Source organism: Bradyrhizobium sp. SEMIA (assembly GCF_014844175.1).
GTDB classification, from domain to species: Bacteria; Pseudomonadota; Alphaproteobacteria; order Rhizobiales; family Xanthobacteraceae; genus Bradyrhizobium; species Bradyrhizobium arachidis.
This window is the reverse complement of record NZ_CP046601.1, coordinates 1822430-1844405: the sequence shown is the minus strand read 5'-3', so window position 1 is coordinate 1844405 and position 21976 is coordinate 1822430. Positions and strand designations below refer to the sequence as shown.

The window sequence follows — 21976 nt, the reverse complement described above, 5'->3', positions numbered from 1 at the left end:
CAACACTGCGGCCCGATGGATTCTCAGGTGCGCAATTGCGCACCGTAGTTCGCGCTGCGCGCGCCCAATGACGGCGGAGAGAATTGAAGTGACCAACACCGTCCTCGACATCAACAACCTCGTCGTCTCCGTCGGCAAGAGGCCGGGCGGCGCGAAGATCATCGACGGCATCTCGATCCAGGTGCGCGAGCGCGAGACGCTGTGCCTCGTCGGCGAAAGCGGCTCGGGCAAGTCGGTGACCTCGCTCACCACCATGGGCCTGTTGCCGAAGGGCACGCTGGTGCCGACCTCCGGCAGCATCAAGCTGGTCGGCGAGGAGCTGCTCACCGCGACCGACCGCCGCCTGCGCCAGCTACGCGCGACGCAGATGGCGATGATCTTCCAGGAGCCGATGACCGCGCTCAATCCGGTCGTGCCGGTCGGCCGCCAGATCGACGAGGTGCTGCGCGCCCACACCGATCTCGACGCCAGGGCGCGCAAGAAGCGCATCCTCGACATGATGGAGCAGGTCCGCCTGCCCCAGGTCGAGCGCATCTTCGCCTCCTACCCGCACCGCCTCTCCGGCGGCCAGCGCCAGCGCATCATGATCGCGATGGCCCTCGTGCTGGAGCCGAAGCTGCTGATCGCGGACGAGCCGACCACCGCGCTCGACGTCACCACGCAGAAGCAGATCCTGACATTGATCCGCGACCTCCAGCGCGATCACGGCACCGCCGTCTTGTTCATCACCCATGACATGGGCGTGGTCGCCGAGATCGCCGACCGCGTCGCGGTGATGCGGCAGGGACGGCTGGTCGAGACCGGCCCGCTCGAGACCGTGCTGCGCAAACCATCGATGGACTACACCCGCAATTTGCTGGCGTCGGTGCCGAGCCTGGTGCCGCGGTCGCCGCGCGAGGAGAGCCGCGAGCCCGTCGTGCTCGAGACCAACGACCTCAGCAAGATCTACAAGGAGCGCGCCTTCTTCGGAAAAGGCCGCGAGGTCGTCGCCGCCGACAAGGTGACGCTGACGCTGCGCAAGGGCCGCACGCTCGGCATCGTCGGCGAGAGCGGCTCGGGCAAGTCGACCGTGGCGCGCTGCATCGTGCGCCTGATCGATCCGACCTCCGGCGGCGTGCGACTTGCCGGCCGCGAGATTTCGGACATCTCGCGCCGCCTGCTCCAGCCGCACCGGCAGAAGATCCAGATCGTGTTCCAGGATCCCTACCGCTCGCTCAACCCGCGCGTCACCGTCGGCGAGAGCATCGCGGAAGGGCCGATCAATTACGGCGTCTCGCACGCGGATGCGATGAAGCGCGCCCGCGAATTGCTCGAGCTGGTCGGCCTGCCGGCCGACGCGGTGTCGCGCTATCCGCACCAGTTCTCCGGCGGCCAGCGCCAGCGCATCGCCATTGCGCGCGCGCTCGCGCTTGATCCGGACGTGCTGGTCGCGGACGAAGCGGTCTCCGCGCTCGACGTCTCGGTGCAGGCGCAGGTGCTGGAACTGCTGGACGAGATCCAGAAGCGGCTCGGCATCGCCATCCTGTTCATCACCCACGACTTGCGCGTCGCCGCGCAAATCTGCGACGAGGTCGTAGTGATGCAGCACGGCCGCGTGGTCGAACAGGGCCCCGCCGCCGAGGTGCTGACGCATCCAAAGGAGGCTTATACCAAGGCGCTCCTCGACGCCGCCCCCGGCCGCAACTGGGATTTTGCGAACTTCCGGCCGGTGTCGGAGGGCGTGGCGGCCAGCGTGTAATCTCTCCACTGTCATTCCGGGGCATCGCGAAGCGATGAGCCCGGAATCCATCGCGCGGCAGAGTCTGCCGCCTGATGGATTCCGGGCTCGCGCCAAGTGGCGCGCCCCGGAATGACGGCGGAGCAGCATTCCCAAAACAGCTTGACCCTATGCATGGCGCGATTGCTTCCCGCCTTGCTCTCTCCTCAAGGCCAAGGCTAACGTCGCGCCTTCTTGATCGACTGGACCTGAATTGATGACACGTATCGCCGTCGGCGGCTTCCTGCACGAGACCAACACCTTCGCCCCGACCAAGGCGACGTTCGCCGACTTCCAGCATGGCGGCGGCTGGCCCGCGATGACCGAAGGCGCCGACGTGCTGAAGGTGATGCGGCGCATCAATGTCGGCCTTGCCGGCTTCGCCGACAGCACCGAGGCCAATGGCTGGGAACTCATTCCGACCATCGCCTGCGGCGCGAGCCCGTCCGCCCACGTTACCAAGGACGCCTTCGAGCGCATCGTGAAGGTCATGGTCGACGGCATCAAAGCCGCCGGCCCGATCGACGCCGTCTATCTGGACCTGCACGGCGCCATGGTGACCGAGCATCTCGACGACGGCGAAGGTGAAATCCTGGCGCGCGTGCGCCGCGTCATCGGCAAGGATGTTCCGCTGGTCGCAAGCCTCGACCTGCACGCCAACGTCACGCCCGAGATGATGGAGCATGCCGACGCGCTGATCGCCTACCGCACCTATCCCCATGTCGACATGGCCGACACCGGCCGCGCCGCCGCGCACCATCTCGCGCTGCTGCTGAAGACGAAGCAGCGCTTTGCCAAGGCGTTCCGGCAATTGCCGTTCCTGATCCCGATCAGCTGGCAGTGCACCAACGACCAGCCGACCAGGGGCATCTACCAGAAGCTCGCTAGCCTCGAGAGCGATGCGGTTCCGACCCTTTCCTTTGCGCCGGGCTTCCCCGCCGCCGATTTCCGCGACTGCGGCCCGAGCGTGTTCGCCTATGGCAGGACGCAAGCGGACGCCGACCGCGCGGCGGACACGATCGTCAAGCTGATCGAAAGCCACGAGGACGATTTCGACGGCAAGATCTGGTCGCCCGACGACGGCGTGCGCCACGCCATGGAACTTTCGAAGACCGCGAGCAAGCCGATCATCATCGCCGACACCCAGGACAATCCCGGCGCCGGCGGCGATTCCGACACCACGGGCATGCTGCGCGCGCTGGTGCGCAACAAGGCAAGCGCCGCGACCGGGGCGATCTACGATCCGGAATCGGCCAGGGCCGCGCATGCGGCCGGCGTCGGCGCCACTGTGACGCTGGCGCTCGGCGGCAAGTCCGGCATTCCCGGCGACGAGCCCTATCGCGAGACGTTCGTCGTCGAAAAGCTCTCCGACGGCCGCTTCATCGCGCCCGGCCCCTATTATGGCGGCCGCGAGATGGAGATGGGCCCCTCCGCAGCCTTGCGCATCGGCGACGTCCGCGTCGTCGTCTCCTCGCACAAGGCCCAGCTCGCGGACCAGGCGATGTACCGCTATGTCGGCATCGAGCCGACGCAGGAGAAGATTTTGGTCAACAAGAGCTCGGTGCATTTCCGCGCCGACTTCGAGCCGATCGCGGAAAAGCTGATGATCTGCGCCGCGCCCGGCGCGATGCCGGCCGATACCGCCTCGCTGCCCTGGACGCGCCTGCGTCCGGGCATCCGCATCAAGCCGAACGGCCCCGTCTTCAATCCTCCTTCACGCTAACCGGACAGGAACCCATGCCCACGATCGACCGCATCGACGGCTACGCCGACGAACTCACCGCCATCAGGCGCGACCTCCACGCCCATCCCGAGATCGGCTTCGAGGAAGTGCGGACGTCCGGCATCGTCGCCGACAAGCTCACGAGTTGGGGCATCGAGGTGCATCGCGGTCTCGGTGGCACCGGCGTGATCGGCGTCATCAAGGGCAAGGGTTCGGGCAGCAAGCGCATCGGCCTGCGCGCCGACATGGACGCGCTGCCGATGGAAGAGAACACCAATCTGAAATGGAGCTCGAAGATCCCCGGCCGCTTCCACGGTTGCGGTCATGACGGCCACACCACCATGCTGCTCGGCACCGCGCGCTATCTCGCCGAGACCCGGAATTTCGACGGCACCGTGCATCTGATCTTCCAGCCGGCCGAGGAAGGCCTCGGCGGCGCCCGCGCGATGATCAAGGACGGCCTGTTCGAGAAGTTTCCGTGTGACGAGCTCTACGGCTTGCACAACGCGCCCGACCTCAACCACGGCGAGATCGCGATCCTCCCCGGCCCGGCGATGGCCGGCGCCGACTTCTTCGATCTCCGCATCACCGGCTATGGCGCGCATGGCGCGATGCCCGAGCGCTCCAAGGACGCGGTGATCATCGCCACCACGCTGGCGCAGGCGATCCAGACCATCGTCAGCCGCAACGTCGACCCGCTGCAGGCCGCCGTCATCTCGATCACCCAGATTCATGCCGGCTCGGCCTACAACGTCATTCCCGGCGATGCGCATCTGTGCGGCACGATCCGGACCTTCTCCAATGAAGTCCGCGCCCTGATCGCCGAACGCATCCGCACGATCTGCGCCGGCGTTGCGGCCGCTTATCAGTGCGAGATCGAGGCCGACATCCGCGACACCTTCGGCGTGCTGGTCAACCAGGTCGAGCAGTCCAAGGTGGTCGAGGAGGTCGCGCGCACTGTGGTCGATCCGGCCAACGTGATCACCCGCGCCCAGCCGAAGATGGGCAGCGAGGATTTCGCCGACATGCTGCAGACCATTCCCGGCGCCTATTTCTGGGTCGGCCATGACGGCTCGGTGCCGGTGCACAATCCCGGCTTCGTGCTCGACGACAAGATCCTGCCGATCGGTGCCAGCATGTTCGCCCGTATCATCGAAACGCGCATGCCGGTGAGCTAGCAATGCATAAAAAGAGCGTCGAAGAGGCCGTCACCTCGCTGCACGATCTGTCCGCGGTCGACCTGATCGCGGGCTATCGCGCAAAACAATTCTCGCCGAGCGAGGTGCTGGAGGACGTGCTCGCGCATGTCGCTACGTGGGAGCCGCACCTGAAGGCGCTCTATGCATTCGATCCCGACAGCGCGCGCGAGGTCGCCAAGGCCTCGACCGCGCGCTGGACCGGCGGCGAACCCTCGGGCCCGCTCGACGGCGTGCCCGTCACGGTGAAGGACAACATCGCCACCAAGGGCGTGCCGGTGCCGCTGGGCGCGGCCTCCGTCAAGCTTGTGCCGGCCGAGAAGGACGCTCCGCCCGCCGCGCGGTTGCGCGAGGCAGGCGCGGTGATCTTCGCCAAGACCACCATGCCCGATTACGGCATGCTGTCCTCGGGGCTCTCCTCTTTCCATGCGCTCGCGCGCAATCCTTGGGATCTCTCCAAGAATCCCGGCGGCTCCAGCGCGGGCGCGGGCTCTGCTGCGGCGGCCGGCTACGGCCCCTTGCATCTCGGCACAGATATCGGCGGCTCGGTGCGCCTGCCCGCGGGCTGGTGTGGCCTCGTCGGCCTGAAGCCGAGCTTTGGCCGCGTGCCGATCGATCCCACCTATGTCGGCCGCGTCGCCGGTCCGATGACCCGCACGGTCGATGATTGCGCGCTGATGATGAGCGTGATCGCAAAGCCCGACCGGCGCGACGGCATGAGCCTGCCCGCCGAGCCGCTCAACTGGAAGGGACCGGAGAAGTCGCCGCGAAAACTGCGCATCGGCCTGATGCTCGATCCCGGATGCGGCATGGCGCTGGAGAAGCCGGTGCGCGAGGTCGCGGTGAAGGCCGCGAAGGCATTCGAGTCCGCAGGCAGCGTCGTCACCGAAGTCGACGGCATCCTCACCCGCGAGATGCTCGACGGCCTCGACAATTTCTGGCGCGCGCGGATGTGGGACGACCTCGCCAAGTTGACGCCGGCCGAACAGGCAAAAGTGCTGCCCTACATCTTCAAATGGGGCGAGTCCGGCGCGAAATTGTCGGGCGTCGACGTCATCCGTGGCTTCAACCAGACCATGGCGATCCGCGCTGCGGCGTCAAAGCTGTTCTGCGAGCTCGACTACGTGATCTCGCCGACCGCGCCGAACGTGAATTTTCCGGCGGAATGGGCCTCACCGATCAACGATCCCATGAAGCCGTTCGAGCACATCGCCTATACCGTGCCGTGGAATATGTCGGAGAACCCGGCCGTCTCCATCAATGGCGGCTTCGATGCCAAGGGTTTTCCCATCGGCGTGCAGATCGTCGGACGCCGCTTCGACGATATCGGCGTGCTCGGCATGGCCAAGGCCTTTGAGGGCCTGCGCGGAACGCAGCGGCCCTGGCCGAAGCCGCCGGCTCATTAAACGCACCGTCATTCCGGGTTGCGCCCTCTTGGCGCAAGCCCGGAATCCATTCATGGGCGCTACTGGCGCGGAGAGATGGATTCCGGGCTCGCGCTTCGCGCGCCCCGGAATGACGTGCTAGAGAAAACGACAAAGAGACAAGGGAAGGACCCCCCATGGCGTATGAGACGATCAAATACGAGGTCGCCGAGCAGATCCTCACCATCACGCTGAACCGGCCCGACAAGCTCAACGCCTTCAACGCTCAGATGCAAGCCGAGCTGATCGACGCGTTCGACGCCGCCGACAAGGACGACAATGTCCGCGCCATCATCGTCACCGGCGCCGGCCGCGGCTTTTGCGCGGGCGCCGATCTGTCGTCAGGCGCCGACACGTTCGATCGCGACGCGCGGCGCGGGCCGGTGAAACGTTTCGCCGACGGCAAGGTCGATTACAGCGATCCGCAGGTGCGCGACGGCGGCGGCCAGGTGACCTTGCGCATCTTCAAATGCCTCAAGCCCGTGATCGCCGCGGTGAACGGACCTGCGGTCGGCATCGGCGTCACCATGCAGCTCGCGATGGACATCCGCATTGCATCCGAAGCCGCGCGGTTCGGCTTCGTGTTCTCCCAGCGCGGCATCGTGCCGGAGGCGGCCTCGAGCTGGTTCCTGCCGCGCATCGTCGGCATCTCGCAGGCGCTGGAATGGTGCTATTCGGGCCGCGTCTTCCCCGCGCAGGAAGCCCTCGCCGGACGCCTCGTCAGCAAGGTCGTAGCTCCCGATGATCTGCTGCCCACCGCCCGCGCGCTCGCCAAGGAGTTCGCCGCCAAGACCGCCCCGGTCTCGGTGGCGCTGATCCGCCAGATGATGTGGCGCATGATGGGCGCCGACGATCCTATGGAGGCCCATAAGGTCGACAGCCGCGGCATCTACACCCGCGGCCGCTCGGACGATGTGAAGGAAGGCGTGGTCTCGTTCCTGGAGAAGCGCCCGGCGCAGTTCAAGAACAAGGTGTCGAGCGATATGCCGGACTATTTCCCGTGGTGGACGGAGCGGGAGTATAAGTGAGGCTTTCGCGACTTCTCGTAGGGTGGGCAAAGCGAAGCGTGCCCACGTTCTTTCGTTATCATTGAGAGATGGTGGGCACGGCGCAAGAGCGCCTTTGCCCACCCTACGGCACCGTCACCACGGCACCGTCACTGCATCACCAGCGCCACGCGCCCGATCGCCTTGCGATCGATCAACAGCCGCATCGCCTTCGCGTAATCCTCCAGCGGCAGGCGGTGCGAGACGTTGGGACGGAGCTTGCCCTCCTCCGCCCACTGCAAGAGCGCCTTCAGGCGCACCTCGCCCAGCGCGGGGTTTTTCCGCACGGCTTCGCCGGCGCGCACCCCTAGCACGCTGGCGCCCTTGATCAGCAGCAGGTTGGTCTTGGCCGAACCGATGCCGCCGGTAAAACCGATCACCAGGAGCCGGGCGCCCCAGGCGATGCAGCGCATCGAGTTCTCGAAGACCTCGCCGCCGACGGGATCGAACACTACGTCCGCGCCGCGGCCGTCGGTGATGCGCTTGACCGCATCGCGGAACGGCTCGCGGTCGTAGCGCACGAGATGGTCGGCGCCGCGCGATTTTGCGATCGCGAGCTTCTCGTCGCTGGAGGCGGTCGCGATCACGGTCGCGCCGAGCATCTTGCCGATCTCGACGGCGGCAAGACCGACGCCGCCGCCGGCGCCATGCACCAGCAGCACCTCGCCCGGCTCGACCCGGCCGCGATCGATCAGCGCGTGATAGGCGGTGCCGTGGCCGGCAAGATAGGTCGCAGCCTCCGCATAATCGAACGTCGACGGCATCGGCGTGAGCTGCGCCGGCGTCACCACGGCCTCATCGGTGAAGGCGCCGTGGCGCATTTTCACGATGACCTTGTCGCCGACGGCAACGCCCCTCGCCTCCGCACCGACCTCGGTGACGTCGCCGGCGGCTTCCATGCCCGGCGTGAACGGCAGCTCGGGCTTGAGCTGGTATTCGCCGGCCGCCATCAGCACATCAGGGAAATTCAAACCAGCGGCACGGATCGCAACGCGCACCTCGCCCGGCTTCAGGACGCGCGACGGAAACTCCTCCAGCCGCAAGGTTTCGGGCGCGCCGAGCGCGCGGCAGACAACAGCGCGCACCATCAGGCCGCGCTCGCCTTGCTGCGCAGCAGAGCCTCGCGGATCAGCGGCAGGCGATCATTGCCGAAATACATGTCGATCTTGTTCACGAAGATGGTCGGCGAGCCGAAGCCGCCGCGCGCCACGACCTCCTCCGTATTGGCCTTGAGCTGATCCTTGATGCTCTGCTCGGAAATGCCGGCGAAGAACTTTTGCTCGTCAATCCCGACCTTCTTGCATATCTCAGCCAGCACCGCGTCCTGCGAGATGTCCTTGTCGCCGCCCCAATAGGTCTCGAACACTGATGTCGCGAACGGCACCATCTCCTTACCGAGCCAGATGCAGCCGCGCATCGCCTTGACGCTGTTCACCGGAAACACCGTCGGCGGCATCTTGATGGCGAGGCCCGCCGAGCGCGCCCAGTCGGAGAGGTCCTTCTTCATATAGCGCGCCTTCAGCGGCACCGGCGTCTCGCGCTGCGCGTAGACGCTTGGGTTGACCGTGTTGAAGATGCCGCCGACCAGGATCGGCCGCCAGACGATCTCGGCGCCAAGCTCCTTTGCCAGCGGCTGGATGTTGTGGAAGGCGAGATAAGTCCAGGGGCTGGAGCAGTCGAAGAAGAATTCGATCATGGCGTTTCCTTTGTCTGTCTGTCATTCCGGGATGCGCCGCAAGGCGCAGGCCCGGAATCCATTTCGCCTGTTGTTCTGCGGCCCGATGGATTCTCAGGTGCGCAATTGCGCACCGTAGCTCGCGCTTCGCGCGCCCCGGAATGACGGCTACTTCCTTCCCAGCACTTCCTTAGCCCGTTGCCCGAACATGATCTTGCGTGATTCCTCGTCGAACGGCTCCTTCACGAATTTTCCAATCGCAAGCCCTGCCTGCACCTGCGGCCGGGCGCGCACCTCAGCGTACCAGCGCCTCACGCTCGGATAGTCGTCGAGGGTAAAACCCTGCGCCTTGTGGGTCATGGTCCAGGGAAAGCAGGCGATGTCGGCGATGGAATAGTTGCCGGCGAGATAGGCGCCGGTCTTGCCGAGCTGCCGGTCGAGCACGCCATAGAGCCGCGCCGCCTCGTCGCGGTAGCGCTCGATCGCGTAGGGAATTTTCTCTGCCGCATAGAGCGTGAAATGGCCGTGCTGGCCGAGCATCGGGCCCAGCCCTCCCATCTGCCACATCACCCATTGAATGGTGGTGGAGCGGCCGCGCAGATCGGTGGGTAGGAAACGGCCGGTCTTCTCCGCCAGATAGATCAGGATTGCGCCGGTCTCGAACGCCGAGAACGGCGCACCGCCATCGGCCGGGTCATGATCGACGATCGCGGGAATGCGGTTGTTGGGGGAGATCGCCAGAAACTCGGGGCTGAACTGCTCGCCGGCGCGGATATTGACCGGCTTCACGGTGTAGGGAAGCCCGAGTTCCTCCAGCATGATCGAGATTTTCCAGCCGTTCGGCGTCGGCGCATAATAGAGGTCGATCATGACCTGTCCTCTGGCCTTTCCTTTGGGCCTTTCCCTTCGGCCTTCCCTGGCGTCGCCGCTGGAATAGAGAGCGACTTTCGTTGTTCTGTACCTCGACGTTAGGACATGGCAGGAAGGGGCGCAACTCAACCTGCCGGGAGGGCCGCCATGCTGTTTCCAACCACGATCGCCGGCTCCTTGCCGAAGCCCGAATGGCTCGCCGAGCCCAACATGCTCTGGGCGCCCTGGAAGTCCCAAGGCGACGAGTTGCTCCGCGCCAAGCGCGACGCGACGCTGATCTGGCTTAAGGTCCAGGAGGACGCCGGCATCGACATCGTCACCGAGGGCGAGCAGGCCCGCCAGCACTTCGTGCACGGTTTTCTGGAGAAGATCGAGGGCATCGATTTCGCCCACAAGGTCGAGATGGGCATCCGGAAAGATCGCTACAAGGCGATGGTGCCGCAGGTGGTCGCCCCGCTCCGGCTCAAGGGCCGCGTCCACGCCTTTGAGGCGCAAGTGGCACGCACGCATACGAAGAAGAAGCTGAAATTCACCCTGCCGGGCCCGATGACGATCATCGACACGATCGCCGACCGTTATTACGGCGACCGCGTCAAGATGGCGTTCGCCTTCGCCGAGCTGCTCAACGAGGAGGCCAAGGCCTTGCAGGCCGACGGCGTCGATCTCGTGCAGTTCGACGAGCCCGCCTTCAACGTCTACATGGACGAGGTCAACGACTGGGGCATCAAGGCGCTGGAGCGCGCCGCGCAGGGCCTGACCTGCACCACCGCCGTGCACATCTGCTACGGCTACGGCATCAAGGCCAACACCGACTGGAAGGAGACGTTAGGCAGCCAATGGCGGCAATACGAGCAGATCTTTCCGGCGATCGACGCCAGTCCGATCCAGCAGGTCGCGATCGAGTGCCGCAATTCGAAAGTGCCGCTCGACCTGCTCGCGCTGCTCAAGAACAAGATCGTGCAGGCCGGTGTGATCGATGTCGCCAGCGACACGGTCGAGACCGCCGAGGACGTCGTGCAGGTGATCGACGCCGTCTCGAAGTTCGTGCCGAAGAGCAACATCATCGCCACCACCAATTGCGGCATGGCGCCGATGCGGCGCGAGATCGCCGAAGCCAAGCTGATGGCGCTTGGCGCCGGCGCCGCGCTGGCGCGCGAGAAGCTCGGCTGATGGTGGACGTCCGGACGCTGCTCGTCGCCGCAGTCTTTGCGGCGATCACCTCGCCTGTGCATGCGGAGGATCGCTCCGTGCTGCTCAACTGCAAGACGATGGTGGAACGCGCCGAGAAGGCGGCCGGCAGTGTCAGCGAGGCCGAACTCAGCCGTTGCCGGCAGATCATCCGCGAATGGGCCCTGCGCGACGCGCGCACGACGGTCGACGAACAGGGACGGCCGCTGAAGTAGCTACGCGGCGTTCTGTGCACTAGGATGCATCGTGATCTCGTAGCCGGCATTCATGGCGCGCAGCGTCGAAGGCGGCGTCAGCAGTTGCGCGCCTTCAAATTCGCGGGCATCGGCAACATAACCCGCCGGCGACCACAGCAACGCCCTGCCCTGCACCACCAGAAAACTCTCCTCGCCCTGCTGCACCATCGCGCCGTCAGGGAGCTGGTCGAGCGGCACCAGCAGCGCGTGCAGCCGCTTCCTGCCCTGATCGAGCCGCTCGTGGTGCAACACCGTGTCGATGTCGTGCATGCGCACATTGTGCACGCGATTGCCCTTCTCCCATGCGCTGCGGAAGCGATTGGCATCGTCGCGGCGGCAGTAGAAGCAGGGGCGATGGCCGGCGGCGAGCGCGGTGGCCTCGTCCAGGAAGAACAGCTCGGTCCAGCTTCGCTGCGCCATCACTTCGCGATGGCGGCCGCGGAATTCGCAGGTGCAGGTGAGCCAGGCTGGCGTCGACCAGCGCTTCTTCAGAAGCGTCTTGGTGGCGGGATCATGGATGATGCCCCGATTGCCGGTGAACATGCCGCGATGCGGGGTGGCGATGATGTCGCCGGTGGGGGTGACGCGGTTTTGCAGGGGCATGGTGCGGCTCTTCTCCTTCTCCCCGCGTGCGGGGAGAAGGTCGGGATGAGGGGGAGCCTCCGCAAACTCGGTGAGAGCTGGACTCGCGGAGAGTCCCCCTCACCCGCGCCTACGGCGCGGCCTCTCCCCGCACGCGGGGAGAGGCGAAGAAAAACTACGCCGCCCCGTCGCGCAGCGGTGGATGGTACGACAGCGCGGTGTCCCACGGGAAGAATATCCACGTGTCCTGCGACACTTCGGTGATGAAGGTGTCGACCAGCGGACGTCCCATCGGCTTGGCATAGACCGTGGCGAAATGTGCATCCGGCAGCATCTCGCGTACCATTCTGCCGGTCTTGCCGGTGTCGACGAGGTCGTCGACGATCAAAAGCCCCTTGCCGGTGCCGTTGCCGAGCTTCATGGCCGCCTCGGAAATGCCCTTGAGCACCTGAAGCTCGCCCTGCTTGTTGTGATCGTAGCTGGCGATGCAGACCGTATCGATCACGCGCACGCCGAGCTCACGGGCCACGATCGCAGCCGGCACCAGACCGCCGCGGGTGATCGCGATCACCGCGTGGAACGGGCCGACCTCGTTGAGGCGCCAGGTCAGCGCCCGGCAATCCCTGTGGAACTGGTCCCAGGACACCGGGAAGGCCTTGCCGGCCTTCTCCTGCGCATTCAGTTCCGGTGCTTCGCCAGCCATTGTCGTCTCCTGCTTCGTCACACGTCCGGCAAGCCGGGCGCGAAAGCATGATCCGGAAAAGTGTGCAGCGGTTTTCCGACAAGATCATGCTCGAATAAAACGCTAAAGCGCCGGGCCCGGCGCTTTAGCGGGTGATGTTCAATCCCGCCAGCATGTCCTTCACCGCCGCCATCGCTGCCGCCAGCTTATCCGCATCGCGCGAGCGTACCACCAGATTGGTATTGGGCTTCTGCTCTTCGTCCATGAACGGATAGCTGCCGATGATGGTGTCCGGGTGAGCCTCCGCGATCGCCCGCAGCGGGCTGCCGATGTCGCCTTCCCGCGCATTGGCGCGGACCGATTCGGACAGCATGCGCACGCCGGATTTCAGCTTGGGCGAGACGATGTCCATCATCGCCTGCATGATCGAGGGCACGCCGGCCATGACGATGACATTGCCGATCTTGAAGCCGGGCGCGAGGATGGTCGCACTCTGGATCAGCTCGGCGCCGTTGGGGATGCGGGCCATGCGCAGGCGGGCCTCGTTGAGATCCTGCTCGCTCCAGCGCTCGCGGAAACGGGCGACCACCTCCGGGTGATGGTCGATGCCGACGCCAAAGGCCTTGGCGACGCTGTCGGCGGTGATGTCGTCATGGGTCGGCCCGATGCCGCCGGTGGTGAAGACATAGGTGTAGCGATGCCGCAGCGCATCCAACGCGGCGATGATGTCGGCCTCGTCGTCGGAGACGACCCGGACTTCCTTCAGGTCGATGCCGATATTGGTCAGGTATTCGGCGATGAAGCCGATATTCTTGTCTTTGGTCCGGCCGGACAGGATTTCATCCCCGATGACCAGAATGCCCGCCGTGACGATCTCGCTCATTGCCTTCAGTCCCTCACCTGTCGTCTCGACTTTGCCGAGGTAACGCGTTGAAGTCACGCGGTTTTGCTGCCGAAATAAGCAGTCCTCAGCCATTTTTTCAGGCAAGCCGCCAGTCGTCCCCGGCAAATGCCCCTCCACCATGCTTATCGCGCTGGCCCGGCCCTTGCTACCACATGAAAGTCATGCACTCTTGCCGCATGGCCACAGGACGTTGCGGTCTGCACCTGGACCTCACCGACCTGACCATTGGCGCAACGCCTTGCGGAGACAAGTCGGGATCTATGGCAATCGCGTTTGACGAAATGAATATTCCCGGCGGGGACCTTCGCCCCGCCTATCAGGAGCTGGCACGCTGGCTCAAAGAGACGCCGCCCGAGGCGCTCGAATATCGCCGCCAGGAAGCCGAGCTCCTGTTTCGCCGCATCGGCATCACCTTCGCGGTCTATGGCGAGGCCGAGTCCACCGAGCGCCTGATCCCGTTCGACGTGATTCCCAGGATCATGTCCGGCAAGGAATGGGCGCTGCTGGAGAAGGGCCTGAAGCAGCGCGTGCGCGCGCTCAACATGTTCCTGCGCGACATCTATCACGGCCGCGACATCCTGCGCGCGGAGGTCGTGCCTGACGATCTGATCTTCCAGAACCCGGTCTTCCGCCCCGAGATGAACGGCCAGCAGGTGCCGCACGACGTCTACGTGCACATCGCCGGCATCGACATCGTCCGGGTCGACGCCGAGGACTTCATCGTGCTGGAGGACAATGCGCGCACGCCGTCGGGCGTGTCCTACATGCTGGAAAACCGCGAGATCATGATGCGGCTGTTTCCGGATCTGTTCGCCCGCCACAAGGTGGCGCCGGTCGAACGCTATCCGGACGAGCTGCTCGCGGCCTTGCGCTCGGTCGCGCCGCAAAGCGCCTCCGGAGAGCCGACCGTCGCGCTGCTGACGCCGGGCGTCTACAATTCCGCCTATTACGAGCACTCCTTCCTCGCCGACAAGCTCGGTATCGAGCTGGTCGAGGGCCGCGACCTCATCGTCAAGAACAACGAAGTGTTCATGCGGACGACGGAAGGGCTGAAGCGGGTCGACGTGATCTATCGCCGCGTCGACGACGATTTCCTCGATCCCCTCACCTTCCGCCCCGACTCCGTGCTCGGCGTGCCCGGGCTGATGTCGGCCTATGCGGCCGGCAATATCACGCTCGCCAACGCTGTCGGCACCGGCATCGCCGACGACAAGGCGATCTACTCCTACATGCCTGACATCGTGAAATTCTATCTCGGCGAGGAGCCGATCCTGAAGAACGTGCAGACCTGGCGCTGCCGTGAGCCGAAGGATCTGGCTTACGTGCTGGACAATCTCGGCGAGCTCGTCGTCAAGGAGGTGCACGGCTCCGGCGGCTACGGCATGCTGATCGGCCCCGCCGCGACGAAAGCGACGATCGAGGCGTTCCGCGAAAAGCTCAAGCGCGAGCCGGAAGGCTTTATCGCCCAGCCGACGCTGGCGCTCTCGACCTGCCCGACCTGCACCGCAAGTGGCCTTGCGCCGCGCCACGTCGACCTCAGGCCCTTCGTGCTCACCGGCAGCAAGCGCACCACGATCGTGCCGGGCGGACTGACGCGCGTCGCGCTGAAGGAAGGTTCGCTCGTGGTGAATTCGAGCCAGGGCGGCGGCACCAAAGACACCTGGATTCTGGACGAGTAGAGAGAATGCTGTCGCGTACCGCCGAAAACCTCTACTGGCTCGCCCGCTACGTCGAACGGGCCGAGTATCTCGCGCGCACCATCGATGCGACCTTGCGCGTCACAGCCTTGCCGGCTGCCTATATCGGCAAGACCAATGAATGGGACTCCGCGCTGCTCACCGCCGGCGTCGCCGCCAGCTTCTACCAGACCTACGAGGAAGCCAACGAGCACAACGTCGTCGACTATCTCTCGTTCTCTGCGGACAACCCGTCCTCGATCCGGAACTGCATCGAGGCGGCGCGGCTGAACTCGCGCTCGGTACGCACCGCGTTGACCAGCGAGATGTGGGACACCATCAACTCGGCCTGGATCGAGCTGCAGGCGGTCTGGAGCAAGGGCACCTCGACGCGCGAGGACCTCGCAAAGTTCCTGCGCTTCGTGCAGGAGACCTCGCTGCGCTTCGACGGCTCGGCCTACCGGACCATGCTGCGCAACGACGCCTACTGGTTCTCGCGGATGGGCGTGCATCTGGAACGCGCCGACAACACCGCGCGCATCCTCGACGTGAAGTATCACGTGCTGCTGCCCGAGGAGGAGCATGTCGGCGGCCCGCTCGACTTCTACCAGTGGAGCTCGATCCTGCGCTCGGTCTCGGCGCTGACGGCCTATCACTGGGTCTACCGCGAGACGCTGAAGCCCTGGCTGATCGCGGACCTGCTCATCCTCAACGACACGCTGCCGCGCTCGCTTGCCAGCTGCTACGGCAATCTCGTGCGCAACCTCGACCAGATCGGCGTCGCCTATGGCCGCCAGGGCCCGGCCCAGCGCCACGCCCGCGGCATCCGCAACCGGCTGGAACACAGCAACATGAACGACATTTTCCAGCACGGCGTGCATGAATTCATTCAGGAATTCATCGCGGATAATTCCAGGCTGGGCGAAATCATCACGAAGCAGTATTTGATCTGATACACGCCGTCATTCCGGGGCGGTCCGAAGGACCGAACCCGGAATCTCGAGATTCCGGGTTCGATGCTGGCGCATCGCCCCGGAATGACGACTTTGGAACAACGGTCCACCATGCGCCTGCGAATCCAGCACACCACGACCTATCGCTACGAGCCGGCAGCGACCAGCGTGATCCAGATCCTGCGCATGACGCCCGGCAGCCATGACGGGCAATATGTGGCGGAATGGCAGATCGACGTCTCCACCGACACCAAGCTCGACACCCATGAGGACGCATTCGGCAACGTCATCCATGTGCTGTCCTGCGGCCCCGTCGGCGACATCAGGATCACCGCCGAGGGCCTGATCGAGACCCACGATACCGGTGGCGTGCTGCGCGGCGCCGACGAGCGTTTTCCGGCCGGCATGTTCCTGCGCACGACCGACCTCACCTCCGTCAATCCGGCGATGATGGCGGTGGCGCGCCAGCTGCGCAGCGAGGCCGAGAACGACACGCTCGGCTTCCTGCACACGCTGATGACTGAGATCAGCGACCACATGACCTTCGACGAGGACCCGACCAACAGCGGCACCTCGGCGGCCGAAGCCTTCACGCTCAAGCGCGGCGTCTGCCAGGACTATGCGCACATCTTCATCGCCTGCGCCCGCACCGGCGGCGTGCCGGCGCGCTTCGTCTCCGGCCACTTCCTGCGTGCCGATGGCACCGTGCACCAGGACGCCGGCCACGCCTGGGCGGAGGCCTACGTGCCTGACCTCGGCTGGGTTGGCTTCGATCCCGCCAACAGCATCTGCGCCACCGACGCCCATGTCCGCGTTGCGATCGGGCTCGATTATCTCGGCGCCGCGCCCGTGCGCGGCACCCGTTACGGCGGCGGCATGGAGACGCTGACGGTGGCGGTCAAGGTCGACCAGGCCGGCCGCGGCGGCCAGTCGCAATCGCAGTCCCAGCGGCAGGGCTAGGCGCAGCGTTACAGCTGTAATCGACGACCACCGCGCTGAAACCGCGCCGTAGCGCCATCCGTTCAACCTTCGTTGCGATCCGTTTCCGCAACAGAGGTTGAGACAGATGCGGCTTCAAGAAAAGACCAAAACACATTCCGTGCAACTGCGCGATCCCCACAAGGACATGCTTGCGGGCATCCAGAAACTGGCGCCGTCGATCAAGGCTCGCGCCGCGAGATGGAAGCCGCGCGCCGCGTCTCGCCTGATATCGTGGAGCGGCTGAAGGCGATCGGGATCTTTCGCATGTTCGTGCCGCGAAGCCATGGCGGGCTGGAGCTGGATTTTCCGGCCGGAATGGAGGTCATCAGGGCACTTGCCCGTCTCGACGGCTCGATCGGCTGGATCACGGTCGTCGCGGGAGCCAGCAGCCTGTTCGTCGCCGCGTCACGCCCGGAATTGTACAAGCGCATCTATCAGGACGGGCCTGATACGGCGATCTGCGGCTCGTCCCAACCCGGTGGAACGGCAGAGCGCGTGGACGGCGGCTATCGCGTCAAGGGCCGCTGGCCGTTTGTCAGCGGTTGCACGCATGCCGAATGGATCGGCGGGTTCTGTATCGTCACCGAGAATGGCAAACCGATCCCGGGCGCGCAGGGCAAGCCGCAGGTTCGCGTCGTGGCGCTGCCGGCGCGCGACTGGGAGATCGAGGACACCTGGCACGCGGCGGGGCTCAAGGGCACCGCCAGCCATCACGTCACGCTGAAGGAGACGCTGGTTCCCGAGGCGGATTTCATCGATCTCGAAGCAGGCCCGCAACAGCCGGGTCCGCTCTATCAGGCGGTGCGGCAATGGCTGCCCCTGGTGCACGGCGCAGTCACGGTAGGCATGGCGGAGGGCGCCGTCGATGAACTGCTCGCGCTTGCCGATACCGGAAGGCAGCAATTGTATGCGGCCGTGCCGATGCGGGAGTCCGAGACCTTCCATTACGAGCTCGGCCGGATTTCCGCTGACCTGGCGGCCGCGCGGGCGTTTCAAGAGGCCCAGGCCGCCAGCCACTGGCATCACGCGGTGTCGGGAACGCTGAACGACGAAGACCTCGTCATCGAAGGGGCTCGATCCGCGACCTGGCTCGCCACGACCTGCGTCCGCATCGCCGATGCCTGCTTTGCGCTGGCCGGAAGCAGCGCGGTCTACGACACTTCGCCGTTGCAGCGGCGTCTGCGCGACCTCCATGTCGCAGCTCAGCACGCTCACGCGCAGCAGAGACAGTATGTCGACATCGGCAAGCTGGCCTTGCGTCGTTCGACCGCGCATGCCGGCTGACCGTGCGAGCCGTGCTACACTCGCGGGATCAGACCTGCCCCCGCGAGGACCCCCATGGCGACCGTGAAGCTGCTGTCGGACGATGAACTCTCCACCGAGGCGCGCGCCGTTTTCGACGATATCCGCAAGGTGCGGAAGTCGGACTTCGTCAACAATTTCTGGCGCGCGCTGGCACATGATCCGAAGACGCTGCGGCGGACCTGGGAGAGCATCAAGGAGGTGATGGGTCCGGGCACGCTCGATCCCAAGGTCAAGGAGATGATCTATGTCGCGGTGTCGATCGCGCACGGCTGCAGCTACTGCATCCATTCCCACACCGCCGCCGCAAGGGCCAAGGGCATGACCGAAGCCGAATATGGCGAGCTGCTCGCCATCGTCGGCATGGCCGCCGAGACGAACCGGCTGGTCACGGCGCTCGGCGTGCCCGTCGATGCGGCGTTTCTGGTGGATGCGGCGGATTGAGCTAGCTGTCATTCCGGGGCGCGCGTAGCGCGAGCCCGGAATCCATCAGGCGGCACAGGTTAGTGCCCGGAATCCATCAGGCGGCACAGGTTAGTGGACGAATGGATTCCGGGCTCGCGCTACGCGCGCCCCGGAATGACGGCCTATCCCCCCGGGAATCGGGGGGTTTCATGCCTCCCCGAAATTGGCTAGTAATTCCGCGCAAACGCGTTCGGGGACTGGAAATGACCTATTGCTGCGGAATCCTGGTTCGGGACGGTCTGGTGATGATCGCCGATACCCGCACCAATGCCGGCCTCGACAACGTCTCGACCTTCCGCAAGCTGCACATCTTCTCAAAACCCGGCGAGCGCATCATGGCGATCGCCAGCGCCGGCAACCTCGCCATCAGCCAGTCGGTGCTGTCCACCCTGACCGAAGGCCTGGAGGACCCCACCACCGGCGAGGTCGAGACGCTGATGAATGCGCCGACCATGTTCCAGGCTGCCCAGCGCATCGGCCGGGCGATCCGCGCGGTGCACGCCACCGAAGGCCCGGCGCTGAAATCCGAGGACGTGTCCTTCGACGTCTCCTTCCTGTTCGGCGGCCAGATCAAGGGCGCGCGGATGCGCCTGTTCATGGTCTACACCGCCGGCAATTTCATCGAGTGCACCACCGACACGCCCTACTTGCAGATCGGCGAGCACAAATACGGCAAGCCGGTGCTCGACCGCGCCATGCATTACGACGTCGAGCTCTACGAGGCGCTGAAGACCGGCCTGATCTCGATGGACTCCACCATGCGCTCCAATCTCGGCGTCGGACTTCCGATTGACGTGCTGGTAGTGCGCTCGGACGCCTGCGATGCCGATCTCAACCACCGCATCGAGGCGGGCGAGCCCTATTTCCACGACCTGCGCTCGCGCTGGTCGGCGGCCTTGCGCGCGGCGCATCAGAACATCCCGCGGCCGCCCTACAAGAACGACAAAGAACCCAAAACCTGACAGCAAGAGAAAAGGCAGGAAACGATGAGTGAAGCGAAAAAGATCGCATTGGTGACGGGCGCCGGCACCGGCGTCGGGCGCGCCGCGTCGCTGGCGCTGATGAACGCCGGCTTCACCGTGGTGCTCGTCGGCCGTCGGCTCGACATGCTCGAGGAGACCGCCAAGCTCGGCCCCGCGGGCAAGAGCCTGTGCGTCACCGCCGACATGACCAAGCCGGATTCCATTGCCGCCCTGTTCGACAAGGTGAAGGCGACCTATGGCCGCCTCGACGTGCTGTTCAACAATGCCGGCATGGGCGCGCCGGCCGTCAACTTCGAGGACCTCAGCCTCGAGCAGTGGCAGGCCGTGGTGAACACCAACCTCACCGGCCCGTTCCTGTGCACCCAGCACGCCTTCCGCATCATGAAGGACCAGAACCCGCGCGGCGGCCGCATCATCAACAACGGCTCGATCTCGGCGCACGCGCCGCGGCCGTTCTCGGCGGCCTACACCTCGACCAAGCACGCCATCACCGGCCTGACCAAGGCCAGCAACCTCGACGGCCGCATGTATGACATCGCGGTCGGCCAGGTCGACATCGGCAATGCCGCAACGCCGATGACCGACCGCATGGTCAACGGCCCCGGCGTGCTGCAGCCCGACGGCACCACCAAGCACGAGCCGCGCATGGATGCGAAGGCGGTCGGCGACGCCGTCGCCTACATGGCCGGCCTGCCGCTCGATGCCAACGTGCTGACCATGACTGTGATGGCGACGAAGATGCCGTTCGTGGGGCGGGGCTGAAGTAAGAGCTGAGAAAACAACCCCATGCACAGTAGGCGTCAAGGGGCGCTTACTGTGGGGGTGACGTCGACTAAAGCTCCGCGCCGCCTCCGCAATTGTCATTGCGAGCGCAGCGAAGCAATCCAGGGTCTTTCCGCGGAGGGATTCTGGATTGCTTCGTCGCTTCGCTCCTCGCAATGACGCGGAGAGAGCGGTGGCCCTACTCCAGGCTCTCCACCTGACGGAGGCTGGGGAACAGCTTCATCCACAGCAGCGCGACCGCGACGGTGCAGACGCCGCCCAGCACGGCCGCGGGCATGGCGCCGAACAGAGCCGCCGTCAGGCCGCTCTCGAACTGGCCGAGCTGGTTCGAGGCGTTGATGAACAGGAAATTCACCGCACCGACGCGGCCGCGCATCTCGTCGGGGGTGGCGAGCTGCACCAGCGAGAAGCGGATCACGACGCTGATCGTGTCGGCCGCGCCCAAGACGGCGAGCGAGAGCACCGACAGCCACATCCAGGACGACAGCGCGAACACGATAGTGGCGAGGCCGAACACGATCACGGCCTGGAACATGCGCAGGCCCACATGCCGCGAGATGGCGTGACGCGCCAGCACCACCGTCATCAACAGCGCGCCGACCGCGGGCGCGGCGCGCAGCACCCCTAACCCCACTGGGCCGGTCTGGAGGATGTCGCGGGCATAGATCGGCAGCAGCGCGACAACGCCGCCGAACAGCACCGCGAACAGATCGAGCGAGATGGTGCCGAGGATCGCCGGATTGCTGCGGATGAAGCGGACGCCGGCGAAGATATTGTCGGCATCGTCCATGTCCTTGGCGATCGCCTGCGGACGCGGCCGGATGAAGCCGGTCAGGATCATCCCGAGAATCCAGAACAGCACCATGACGGCATAGGCCAGATGCGGCGCGATGGCGTAGGCAAAGCCGCCGAGCGCGGGACCGGTGATGGTCGCGACCTGCGCCGCGCCGCTGGACACGGCGGTGGCACGCTGGAGCGAGCCCTGTGGCGCGATCAGCGGCAGCAGCGCCGCGGTGGTCGGGCTCTCGAAGGCGCCGGCGATGCCGAGCACGAAGGTCGCAACGAAGATCTGCACCTCGCCGACCGCGCCGAGATAAGTGATGATTGCGAGATAGAGCGCGGTCGCAGCTTCCACCAGCTGGCAGAGCTGGACCACGCGCTTGCGCTCGAAACGGTCGGCGGCGTGGCCGGCGACGAACACCAGCAGGCCTGTGGGGAGGAACTGCACCAGGCCGACCATGCCGAGATCGAACGCCGAGCCGGTGAGATCGTAGATCTGCCAGCCGATCGCGACCGCCGCGATCTGGCTGGAGAATCGCGACAGGCTGCGCGACAGCAGGAAGAACAGGAAGGCGCGGTGGGCGAGGAGCTGGCCGGCCGTCACCGGCGGACTGGCCGTCACCGGCTGCGCTTCGCTAAGCGCTTCACTTGCCTTTTGGCTCACCTTCCGGACCATCCGCGCCTGATATTGACGATGCCCCGCGTGGCTGACGCGGACGGGCTTGTCAACAGCGGGCGGCTCCGGTGTCCTTCCGGCATTGCGTTTGCAAC

General features: G+C 65.4%; 21 protein-coding genes. 14 read left to right on the top strand and 7 right to left on the bottom strand.

Annotated elements, in window-relative coordinates:
- The first annotated feature begins 88 nt into the window (after positions 1-88).
- The 5 genes from FOM02_RS08820 to FOM02_RS08800 all read left to right on the top strand — a co-directional run bounded on the left by FOM02_RS08820 (position 89) and on the right by FOM02_RS08800 (position 7127).
- The gene (locus FOM02_RS08820; RefSeq protein WP_027560114.1) at positions 89-1738 is read left to right on the top strand and encodes an ABC transporter ATP-binding protein; all 1650 of its coding nucleotides are present in this window, start codon (positions 89-91) and stop codon (positions 1736-1738) included.
- Positions 1739-1973: 235 nt separating this feature from the next.
- Positions 1974-3479, top strand: a complete 1506-nt coding sequence (locus FOM02_RS08815; RefSeq protein ID WP_092213622.1) for a M81 family metallopeptidase — start codon at positions 1974-1976, stop codon at positions 3477-3479.
- Positions 3480-3493: 14 nt separating this feature from the next.
- Positions 3494-4657, top strand: a complete 1164-nt coding sequence (locus tag FOM02_RS08810) for a M20 aminoacylase family protein (protein ID WP_265441647.1) — start codon at positions 3494-3496, stop codon at positions 4655-4657.
- Positions 4658-4659: 2 nt separating this feature from the next.
- On the top strand, positions 4660-6081 hold the full coding sequence (locus tag FOM02_RS08805; protein WP_265441646.1) for an amidase: 1422 nt from the start codon (positions 4660-4662) through the stop codon (positions 6079-6081).
- A gap of 155 nt (positions 6082-6236) precedes the next feature.
- Positions 6237-7127, top strand: coding sequence for a crotonase/enoyl-CoA hydratase family protein (locus FOM02_RS08800; RefSeq protein WP_092213616.1), 891 nt, complete (start codon positions 6237-6239; stop codon positions 7125-7127).
- Between the two features lie 128 nt (positions 7128-7255).
- Here FOM02_RS08800 and FOM02_RS08795 read toward each other — a convergent pair whose 3' ends face one another.
- The 3 genes from FOM02_RS08795 to FOM02_RS08785 form a co-directional block, all read right to left on the bottom strand.
- Positions 7256-8233: an NADPH:quinone oxidoreductase family protein gene (locus tag FOM02_RS08795; protein ID WP_092213614.1), complete on the bottom strand. Its 978-nt coding sequence runs from the start codon at positions 8231-8233 to the stop codon at positions 7256-7258.
- Entirely contained in the window at positions 8233-8841 is a 609-nt protein-coding gene (locus FOM02_RS08790) for a 2-hydroxychromene-2-carboxylate isomerase (RefSeq protein ID WP_265441645.1), read from the bottom strand. The genes FOM02_RS08795 and FOM02_RS08790 overlap by 1 nt, the downstream gene beginning before the upstream one ends.
- A 147-nt stretch (positions 8842-8988) precedes the next feature.
- On the bottom strand, positions 8989-9690 hold the full coding sequence (locus FOM02_RS08785; protein WP_265441644.1) for a glutathione S-transferase N-terminal domain-containing protein: 702 nt from the start codon (positions 9688-9690) through the stop codon (positions 8989-8991).
- 147 nt (positions 9691-9837) lie between these two features.
- Between FOM02_RS08785 and FOM02_RS08780 the strand changes: the two genes are divergently transcribed.
- Both FOM02_RS08780 and FOM02_RS08775 read left to right on the top strand, forming a co-directional pair.
- Positions 9838-10860, top strand: coding sequence for a methionine synthase (locus FOM02_RS08780; protein WP_265441643.1), 1023 nt, complete (start codon positions 9838-9840; stop codon positions 10858-10860).
- Positions 10860-11093 carry a hypothetical protein gene (locus FOM02_RS08775; protein ID WP_265441642.1) on the top strand — a complete coding sequence of 78 codons (234 nt, stop codon included), beginning with the start codon at positions 10860-10862 and terminating at the stop codon, positions 11091-11093. Before FOM02_RS08780 ends, FOM02_RS08775 begins: the two co-directional genes overlap by 1 nt.
- Here FOM02_RS08775 and FOM02_RS08770 read toward each other — a convergent pair whose 3' ends face one another.
- From FOM02_RS08770 to FOM02_RS08760, 3 genes are all read right to left on the bottom strand, one after another.
- Positions 11094-11717: a hypothetical protein gene (locus tag FOM02_RS08770; RefSeq protein ID WP_027560124.1), complete on the bottom strand. Its 624-nt coding sequence runs from the start codon at positions 11715-11717 to the stop codon at positions 11094-11096. It abuts the gene before it with no gap.
- A 154-nt stretch (positions 11718-11871) separates the two neighbouring features.
- Positions 11872-12399 carry a xanthine phosphoribosyltransferase gene (gpt, locus tag FOM02_RS08765; protein ID WP_027560125.1) on the bottom strand — a complete coding sequence of 176 codons (528 nt, stop codon included), beginning with the start codon at positions 12397-12399 and terminating at the stop codon, positions 11872-11874.
- Positions 12400-12523: 124 nt separating this feature from the next.
- Positions 12524-13261, bottom strand: a complete 738-nt coding sequence (locus FOM02_RS08760; protein ID WP_092213608.1) for a competence/damage-inducible protein A — start codon at positions 13259-13261, stop codon at positions 12524-12526.
- A gap of 281 nt (positions 13262-13542) precedes the next feature.
- Here FOM02_RS08760 and FOM02_RS08755 point away from each other — a divergent pair, with 281 nt between their 5' ends.
- From FOM02_RS08755 to FOM02_RS08725, 7 genes are all read left to right on the top strand, one after another.
- Complete coding sequence (locus tag FOM02_RS08755) at positions 13543-14961, top strand: circularly permuted type 2 ATP-grasp protein (protein ID WP_027560127.1); 1419 nt, start codon at positions 13543-13545, stop codon at positions 14959-14961.
- A 5-nt stretch (positions 14962-14966) separates the two neighbouring features.
- Positions 14967-15911 (top strand): alpha-E domain-containing protein, encoded by a 945-nt coding sequence (locus FOM02_RS08750; RefSeq protein ID WP_027560128.1) that lies wholly within the window; start codon positions 14967-14969, stop codon positions 15909-15911.
- Positions 15912-16022: 111 nt separating this feature from the next.
- A complete protein-coding gene (locus FOM02_RS08745; protein ID WP_027560129.1) occupies positions 16023-16871 on the top strand; it encodes a transglutaminase family protein in 849 nt (282 codons plus the stop codon).
- 219 nt (positions 16872-17090) lie between these two features.
- A complete protein-coding gene (locus FOM02_RS08740) occupies positions 17091-18176 on the top strand; it encodes an acyl-CoA dehydrogenase family protein (RefSeq protein ID WP_265441641.1) in 1086 nt (361 codons plus the stop codon).
- Between the two features lie 54 nt (positions 18177-18230).
- A complete protein-coding gene (locus FOM02_RS08735; RefSeq protein ID WP_027560131.1) occupies positions 18231-18638 on the top strand; it encodes a carboxymuconolactone decarboxylase family protein in 408 nt (135 codons plus the stop codon).
- 224 nt (positions 18639-18862) lie between these two features.
- A complete protein-coding gene (locus FOM02_RS08730; RefSeq protein WP_027560132.1) occupies positions 18863-19621 on the top strand; it encodes a proteasome-type protease in 759 nt (252 codons plus the stop codon).
- Positions 19622-19645: 24 nt separating this feature from the next.
- Complete coding sequence (locus FOM02_RS08725) at positions 19646-20404, top strand: SDR family oxidoreductase (RefSeq protein ID WP_027560133.1); 759 nt, start codon at positions 19646-19648, stop codon at positions 20402-20404.
- 199 nt (positions 20405-20603) lie between these two features.
- Here the strand turns inward: FOM02_RS08725 and FOM02_RS08720 are convergent, their stop codons facing one another.
- Positions 20604-21827 (bottom strand): MFS transporter, encoded by a 1224-nt coding sequence (locus FOM02_RS08720; protein WP_265442171.1) that lies wholly within the window; start codon positions 21825-21827, stop codon positions 20604-20606.
- Positions 21828-21976: the final 149 nt, after the last annotated feature.

What these genes read in the sequence shown, in the direction of transcription:
- FOM02_RS08735 (WP_027560131.1), top strand. Translation starts at nt 18,231, where the DNA reads ATGGCGACCGTGAAGCTGCTGTCGGACGATGAACTCTCCACCGAGGCG.
- gpt (WP_027560125.1), bottom strand. Translation starts at nt 12,399, where the DNA reads ATGGCTGGCGAAGCACCGGAACTGAATGCGCAGGAGAAGGCCGGCAAG.
- FOM02_RS08730 (WP_027560132.1), top strand. Translation starts at nt 18,863, where the DNA reads ATGACCTATTGCTGCGGAATCCTGGTTCGGGACGGTCTGGTGATGATC.
- FOM02_RS08745 (WP_027560129.1), top strand. Translation starts at nt 16,023, where the DNA reads ATGCGCCTGCGAATCCAGCACACCACGACCTATCGCTACGAGCCGGCA.
- FOM02_RS08755 (WP_027560127.1), top strand. Translation starts at nt 13,543, where the DNA reads ATGGCAATCGCGTTTGACGAAATGAATATTCCCGGCGGGGACCTTCGC.
- FOM02_RS08790 (WP_265441645.1), bottom strand. Translation starts at nt 8,841, where the DNA reads ATGATCGAATTCTTCTTCGACTGCTCCAGCCCCTGGACTTATCTCGCC.
- FOM02_RS08750 (WP_027560128.1), top strand. Translation starts at nt 14,967, where the DNA reads ATGCTGTCGCGTACCGCCGAAAACCTCTACTGGCTCGCCCGCTACGTC.
- FOM02_RS08805 (WP_265441646.1), top strand. Translation starts at nt 4,660, where the DNA reads ATGCATAAAAAGAGCGTCGAAGAGGCCGTCACCTCGCTGCACGATCTG.
- FOM02_RS08815 (WP_092213622.1), top strand. Translation starts at nt 1,974, where the DNA reads ATGACACGTATCGCCGTCGGCGGCTTCCTGCACGAGACCAACACCTTC.
- FOM02_RS08725 (WP_027560133.1), top strand. Translation starts at nt 19,646, where the DNA reads ATGAGTGAAGCGAAAAAGATCGCATTGGTGACGGGCGCCGGCACCGGC.
- FOM02_RS08775 (WP_265441642.1), top strand. Translation starts at nt 10,860, where the DNA reads ATGGTGGACGTCCGGACGCTGCTCGTCGCCGCAGTCTTTGCGGCGATC.
- FOM02_RS08760 (WP_092213608.1), bottom strand. Translation starts at nt 13,261, where the DNA reads ATGAGCGAGATCGTCACGGCGGGCATTCTGGTCATCGGGGATGAAATC.
- FOM02_RS08810 (WP_265441647.1), top strand. Translation starts at nt 3,494, where the DNA reads ATGCCCACGATCGACCGCATCGACGGCTACGCCGACGAACTCACCGCC.
- FOM02_RS08785 (WP_265441644.1), bottom strand. Translation starts at nt 9,690, where the DNA reads ATGATCGACCTCTATTATGCGCCGACGCCGAACGGCTGGAAAATCTCG.
- FOM02_RS08800 (WP_092213616.1), top strand. Translation starts at nt 6,237, where the DNA reads ATGGCGTATGAGACGATCAAATACGAGGTCGCCGAGCAGATCCTCACC.
- FOM02_RS08780 (WP_265441643.1), top strand. Translation starts at nt 9,838, where the DNA reads ATGCTGTTTCCAACCACGATCGCCGGCTCCTTGCCGAAGCCCGAATGG.
- FOM02_RS08770 (WP_027560124.1), bottom strand. Translation starts at nt 11,717, where the DNA reads ATGCCCCTGCAAAACCGCGTCACCCCCACCGGCGACATCATCGCCACC.
- FOM02_RS08795 (WP_092213614.1), bottom strand. Translation starts at nt 8,233, where the DNA reads ATGGTGCGCGCTGTTGTCTGCCGCGCGCTCGGCGCGCCCGAAACCTTG.
- FOM02_RS08740 (WP_265441641.1), top strand. Translation starts at nt 17,091, where the DNA reads ATGGAAGCCGCGCGCCGCGTCTCGCCTGATATCGTGGAGCGGCTGAAG.